Annotated in this window: 5 protein-coding genes; all 5 read left to right on the top strand. The window is 71.0% G+C overall.

What is annotated here, in order from left to right; translation table 11 throughout:
• Nucleotides 1–303: nitrate reductase molybdenum cofactor assembly chaperone (locus tag AC2VNT_RS01760; RefSeq protein ID WP_486945221.1), on the top strand; the 303-nt coding region annotated here is incomplete at its 5' end.
• Nucleotides 300–1,040, top strand: coding sequence for a respiratory nitrate reductase subunit gamma (gene narI, locus AC2VNT_RS01755; protein WP_486945220.1), 741 nt, complete (start codon nucleotides 300–302; stop codon nucleotides 1,038–1,040). The genes AC2VNT_RS01760 and narI, both read left to right, overlap by 4 nt.
• Nucleotides 1,041–1,053: 13 nt before the next feature.
• Nucleotides 1,054–1,500 carry a MarR family winged helix-turn-helix transcriptional regulator gene (locus tag AC2VNT_RS01750; protein WP_486945219.1) on the top strand — a complete coding sequence of 149 codons (447 nt, stop codon included), beginning with the start codon at nucleotides 1,054–1,056 and terminating at the stop codon, nucleotides 1,498–1,500.
• Nucleotides 1,501–1,530: 30 nt separating this feature from the next.
• Nucleotides 1,531–3,456, top strand: a complete 1,926-nt coding sequence (gene typA / locus AC2VNT_RS01745; protein ID WP_486945218.1) for a translational GTPase TypA — start codon at nucleotides 1,531–1,533, stop codon at nucleotides 3,454–3,456.
• A 59-nt stretch (nucleotides 3,457–3,515) separates the two neighbouring features.
• On the top strand, nucleotides 3,516–5,423 hold the full coding sequence (locus AC2VNT_RS01740; protein WP_486945217.1) for an ABC transporter family substrate-binding protein: 1,908 nt from the start codon (nucleotides 3,516–3,518) through the stop codon (nucleotides 5,421–5,423).
• The last annotated feature ends 57 nt before the right edge of the window (nucleotides 5,424–5,480 follow it).

The following is a 5,480-nucleotide window of genomic DNA, read 5'->3' as shown; positions in this document are numbered from 1 at the left end:
GATTATCTGCCGGTGGTGCTGGAGTTCGCGGCGACCGTCGACCCGACGGCGGGCCGGGAGCTGTTGGTCGGACACCGGGTGCCGATCGACGTACTGTTGCAGTCGCTGAGCAGGGCCGAGTCGCCGTACCGGCACGCCGTCGCCGCGGTGTGCGAGACGCTGCCGTCGGTCACCGACCAGGAGGTACAGGACGTGCGCCAGCTGGCCGATTCCGGGCCGCCCGCCGAAGCCGTCGGGCTGGAGCCGTACAACCCGACGGTTCCGCTCGGCATGCCGAAGATGCCGACGGTGCCGGTCCGATGACCCTGGTAACCGACTCGGTGCGGTGGTGGAACATCGCGCCGTATCTCTCGTTGACCGTTTTGTGCGTCGCGCTGTGGTGGCGGTACCGCTACGACAAGTTCGGCTGGACCACCCGGTCGTCGCAGCTCTACGAGTCCAAGCTGCTGCAGGTCGCCAGCCCGATGTTCCACTTCGGCAGCTTCGTGGTGATCGCCGGGCACATCATGGGCCTGTTCATCCCGATGAGCTGGACCGAGGCGCTGGGTATGAGTGACCGCGTCTACCACCTGCAGGCGCTGATCCTGGGGATTCCCGCCGGAGTCGCCACCTTGGTGGGGGTGGGGTTGTTGATCTACCGGCGGCGCAGCCACGCCGCGGTTTTCGGCGCCACCACGGTCAACGACAAGATCATGTATGCGGTGCTGGTGGCGGCGCTGGTGGCCGGGATGAGCTGCACCCTGATGGGCACCACCCACTACGGGGAGGCGCACGAGTACCGCAAGACCGTCTCGGTCTGGTTCCGGTCGGTCTTCGCGCTCGATCCGCGCGGTGACCTGATGGTGCAGGCGCCGCTCTATTACCAGGTGCACGTGATGATCGCGCTGTTGCTGTTCGCGCTCTGGCCGTTCACCCGGCTGGTGCACGCGTTCAGCGCTCCGGTCGGATACCTGTTCCGGCCGTATATCCTCTACCGCAGCCGCGATGCGGCGCCGCGAGACCGGCCGTTCACGACCCGGCCGCAGCGCGGTGGATGGTGAACGGGGGTTCCCGGTGACCGCCGACCGTGCTGACCGTACGGTCGTCGTCGACGGGTCGGAGACCAGCACCGGAGGCGTGCCCGACGACGTCTACACCCGGTTGCTGACTCTGCGCACCCGGCTGCGCCGCTTCGAGCGGTGGAGCGCGGACCAGGCGCAGGCCGCCGGGCTGACCCCGATGCAGCACCAGTTGCTGCTGGCGATCCGTGGCCACACCGACCCGCGTGGGCCGACGGTCGGCGACGTCGCCGACTACCTGCTGCTGCGCCACCACAGCGCCGGTGAGCTGATCCAACGGGCGGAGACCGCGGGGCTGGTCACCCGGGTCCGCGACGGTGACGACCAGCGGGTGATCCGGCTGACGCTCACCGCGGACGCCGCCAGCCGGCTGGAGTCGCTGACCGCGCTGCACCACGAAGAGGTGAAGCGGCTCACCGCCGAGTCGCCGCTGGGTGTGTAACCCAGGCAACACGTTTTCGCGATCCCGGTCATGCGCTGGCAGAATCGGCCGGTGAGTTCCAGCGCTTCCGGCACCTTTCGCAACGTCGCCATCGTCGCCCACGTCGACCACGGCAAGACCACCCTGGTCGACGCCATGCTCCGCCAATCCGGTGCCCTGCACGAACGCGGCGAAGCGCAGGAGCGGGTGATGGACTCCGGTGACCTGGAGCGGGAAAAAGGCATCACCATCCTGGCCAAGAACACCGCCGTGCACCGGCATCACCCCGACGGCACCGTCACCGTCATCAACGTCATCGACACCCCGGGCCACGCCGACTTCGGCGGCGAGGTGGAGCGCGGGCTGTCCATGGTCGACGGGGTGCTGCTGCTGGTGGACGCGTCCGAAGGCCCGCTGCCACAGACCCGGTTCGTGCTGCGCAAGGCGTTGGCCGCGCACCTGCCGGTGATCCTGGTGGTCAACAAGACCGACCGGCCGGACGCCCGGATCGCCGAGGTGGTCGACGCCAGCCACGACCTGCTGCTCGACGTCGCCAGTGACCTGGACGACGAGGCGCAGGCCGCCGCCGAGCACGCACTGGGTTTGCCGACGTTGTACGCCTCCGGTCGCGCCGGGGTGGCCAGCACCACCGAGCCCGGCGACGGCCAGGTGCCCGACGGGGAGAACCTCGACCCGCTCTTCGAGGTGCTGCTCGAGCACGTGCCGCCGCCGTCGGGCGACCCGGACGCGCCGCTGCAGGCGCTGGTGACCAACCTGGACGCGTCGGCGTTCCTGGGCCGGCTGGCGTTGATCCGGATCTACAACGGCCGGATCCGCAAGGGCCAGCCGGTGGCCTGGCTGCGGGAGGTCGACGGGGAGCCGGAGACCGCCACCGCCAAGATCACCGAACTGCTGGTCACCGAGGGCGTGGAGCGCACCCCGACCGACGAGGCGCAGGCCGGTGACATCGTCGCCGTCGCGGGCATCCCGGACATCATGATCGGCGACACGCTGGCCGACCCGGCGGTGCCGAACGCGCTGCCGCGGATCACCGTCGACGAGCCGGCGATCTCGGTGACGATCGGCACCAACTCCTCGCCGCTGGCCGGCAAGGTCTCCGGGCACAAGCTGACCGCGCGGATGGTCCGCAGCCGGCTGGACACCGAACTGGTCGGCAACGTCTCGATCCGGGTCGTCGACATCGGCCGCCCGGACGCCTGGGAGGTGCAGGGCCGCGGCGAGTTGGCGTTGGCCATCCTGGTGGAGCAGATGCGCCGGGAGGGCTTCGAGCTCACCGTCGGCAAGCCGCAGGTGGTGACCCGCAAGGTCGACGGCAAGGTGCACGAGCCGTTCGAGCAGCTGACCGTGGACTGCCCGGAGGAGTTCGTCGGGGCCGTCACCCAGTTGGCCGCCGGCCGCAAGGGCCGGATGACCGAGATGGCCAACCACACCACCGGCTGGGTGCGGATGGAGTTCGTCATCCCCAGCCGGGGCCTGATCGGCTGGCGCACCGACTTCCTCACCGAGACCCGCGGCACCGGCATCGCCAACGCGGTCTTGGACGGATACCAGCCGTGGGCCGGCGAGATCCGGGCCCGGCACACCGGCTCGCTGGTCTCCGACCGGTCCGGGTCCGTCACCCCGTTCGCGCTGATCCAGCTGGCCGATCGCGGTCAGTTCTTCGTCGAGCCCGGCCAGGACACCTACCAGGGCATGGTCGTCGGGATCAACCCGCGGGCCGAAGACCTGGACGTCAACGTCACCCGGGAGAAGAAGCTGACCAACATGCGCTCGTCGACCGCCGACGTGATCGAGACGCTGGCCAAACCGATCCAGCTGGACCTGGAGCAGGCGATGGAGTTCTGCGCGTCCGACGAGTGCGTCGAGGTCACCCCGGAGGTGGTGCGGGTGCGCAAGGTCGAGCTCGACGCCACCACCCGGGCCCGCAGCCGCGCCCGCGCCAAGGCACGCGGCTAACGGCTCCACGCTCGCGGCCGCCGGGCTCCAAACCGGCCGGATACGGCACCGATACCCTATTGGACGTGTCGCCGTCAGCCCGTCGCAGCTACCTGGGGCTCGGCGCGCTGATCTGCACGGTGGCGACGACGGTGGCGGGCTGCACGGTCAACCCGCCACCGGCGCCGCAGAGCACGGAGAGCCCACAGCACCCGGCGCTGCCGCCGGCGCCGGTCACCCAGATCATCATGGGCATCGACTCGATCGGCGCCGGCTTCAACCCGCACCTGCTCTCCGACCTGTCACCGGTGAGCGCGGCCGTCGGCGCACTGGTGCTGCCCAGCGCGTTTCGCCCGGTGCCCGACCCCACCACGCTGACCGGGTCGCGGTGGGAGATGGACAAGGCGTTGCTGGTTTCGGCGGCGGTCACCGCATACCACCCGTTCACCGTCACCTACAAGATCCGGCCGGAGGCGTCGTGGACCGACAACGCCCCGATCGCCGCCGACGACTTCTGGTACCTCTGGCAGCAGATGGTCAGCCAGCCGGGGGTGGTCGACCCGGCCGGCTATGACCTGATCACCGGGGTGCAATCCGTCGAGGGCGGCAAACAGGTGGTGGTGACGTTCTCCCGGACCTACCCGGCGTGGCGGGAGCTGTTCACCAACATCCTGCCGGCGCACATCGTCAAGGACGTGCCGGGCGGGTTCCCGGCCGGGCTGGCCCGGGCGCTGCCGGTGACCGCCGGCCGGTTCCGGGTGGAGAACATCGACCCGCAGCGGGAGGCCATCCTGCTCGCCCGAAACGACCGGTACTGGGGCACGCCGGCCAAACCGGACCTGATCCTGTTCCGCCGGGCCGGGACCGCCGCCGCGCTGGCCGACTCGATCCGCAACGGCGACACCCAGGTCGCCCAGGTGCACGGCGGTTCGGCGGCGTTCGCGCAGCTGTCGGCGATCCCGGGGGTGACCACCGACCGGATCCTGACCCCGCGGGTGCTGGAGCTGACGCTGCGCGGCGACCGCCCGAAGCTGACCGACGTGCGGGTGCGCCGCGCGCTGCAGGGGCTGCTCGACGTCGGCCTGCTCGCCGCCGTCGGCGCCGCCAGCGACAACACCGTGGTGCTGGACCGGGCACAGGTCCATTCGCCCAGCGACCCGAGCTACGAGCCGACGGCGCCGCCGCCGATGACGACCACCGCGGCGCTGCTGCTGCTGCAGTCGACCGGGTACCGGATCGACGAGACGGCGCCGCCGTCCTCGGTACCGCCGCCGCCCCGCCCGCCGGGCAGCCCGCCCGACCCGCGTTCGCCGGAGGTCATCCGTGGGCGGGTGAGCAAAGACGGCCAGCAGCTGTCGCTGGTGATCGGGGTGGCCGGCAACGACCCGACGTCGGTGGCGGTGGCCAACACCGCCGCAGACCAGCTGCGCAACGTCGGGATCGCCGCGACGGTGCTGGCAACCGACCCGGTGAAGCTGTACCGGGAGGTGCTGCCGCAGGTCGACGCCGTCGTCGGCTGGCGGCAGGCCGGTGGCGACCTGGCGACCGTGCTGGCGTCCCGCTACGGGTGTGCGGGGTTGCACGCGGTGCCGGTGCCGCCGCCGGATGCGCCACCGGTGCCACCGGCTCCGCCCGGGTCGCCGCCGTCGGATGCCAATCCGGCGTCGACGGAGCCGTCGGCACCCGAGGAGCCCTCCGGGGCACCCCCGCCGGGTGCGGGCCCGCTGCTGCGGGCTCCGTCGAACATCACCGGCGTCTGCGACCGCGGCATCGAGTCGGCCATCGACGCCGCGCTGACCGGCAACCGCAGCGTCGCCGAGGTGATCGCGGCGGTCGAGGGGCGGCTCTGGGCGATGTCCACGGTGCTGCCGATCCTGCAGGACAACACGATCGTGGCGGCCGGACCCAGCGTGCGCAACGTCGGGCTGACCGGGGCGGTGCCGGTGGGCATCGTGGGCGATGCCGGCAAGTGGGTGAAGACTCCGTAGCTCGGCTAATCGGCTGAGTAAAACCTGAGTATCCGCAGGTTGTGGCGGTACATACCG

This window comes from Mycobacterium sp. TH-M15, from assembly GCF_057473705.1.
The sequence above is the reverse complement of the archived record's forward strand: the minus strand, read 5'-3'. Positions and strand labels throughout refer to the sequence as shown.